Genomic DNA, 1097 nt, shown 5'->3' with positions numbered 1-1097 from the left:
TGTGAATTTATACGTTTATTTTCAACAAGTTATATAATTAATTATATATGAAAATACAAAAAAACGATTATCAAATAATTTTATCAACTATCTAAATAAGGCTTCAAATATGCAGTTAGGTGGGATATTTAGTGCGATAGATCACAGAAAGGACGGGGGTTAGGAAAAGCAGTTTATTATTCGTCATCTATTTCAACCACAATGACTCTACGACGCGCGGATAGTAGATTCCCTATCTCGTTCGTAACCTCACTGTAGGGAATGACGGGGGTTGATTTAGCATTCACTGTAAGGAATGACGGAATAATTTCCACAAAAAAAGCGACAGGCTTTCACCCATCGCTTAGTCTCATTATCCTGAGAACTAGAGACTCACAACCTCGTCCCTGCTCTTCCCTATAACCCTTTAGTTATACGCGCGAGCAAACATACCATCACAATGGGCTGAATATGCTTTTGCATAAGCAGGAATAAACACTGACTGGCCTTTTTCAAGCGTCAATGTTTCACCATTTTGATGCGTCACTGTTAGCGGTGCATCAATCGCAAATAAAATTTCAGCACTGGTATTTTGTAATGCAATATCATTAACTTGCTTATACACGCTGAATTTAAAATCAGGCACAGGGATCTGATAATCTAAACCACCAGCAACCATTGTTGGCGCCAGTAATAGTTCATTCGCCGCCATGCTCTTAAATTCAGTATTAGCGACTAACTCGGGTACATCCATAAATTTAGGCGTCAAACCTGCACGTAGTACATTGTCTGAGTTAGCCATGATTTCAAGGCCAGTTCCTTTAATGTAAGCATGTGGCGTACATGCACTTAGGAACATCGCTTCGCCTGGTTGTAATGTTAATACGTTCAACATTAAAGGAACAAACAGACCGATATCGCCTGGGTATTGCTCAGATAAATCAATCAATAACGCAAATAATGGCTGCTCTTTATGTTCATGACAGAACGCTAAAAGCCCATTAACAGCAACCTCTTTACGCTCACCCTCAAGCGATAACATTGCTTCAAAGAAATCACGTAAACCGGTTTCAGTTTGATTGGCTACGAACGTATTAACAAGATCGCTGATCACATCG

Annotated in this window: 1 protein-coding gene; it reads right to left on the bottom strand. The window is 39.5% G+C overall.

All coding sequences use genetic code 11. The features are described 5' to 3' along the window. Positions 1-406 precede the first annotated feature (406 nt). Positions 407-1097: mannose-6-phosphate isomerase, class I (gene manA / locus GLP24_RS19785; RefSeq protein WP_232616437.1), on the bottom strand; the 691-nt coding region annotated here is incomplete at its 5' end.

The sequence above is a fragment of the Photobacterium carnosum genome (assembly GCF_021236965.1).
In the GTDB taxonomy this organism is placed as follows: Bacteria; Pseudomonadota; Gammaproteobacteria; order Enterobacterales; family Vibrionaceae; genus Photobacterium; species Photobacterium carnosum.
The sequence above is the reverse complement of the archived record's forward strand: the minus strand, read 5'-3'. Positions and strand labels throughout refer to the sequence as shown.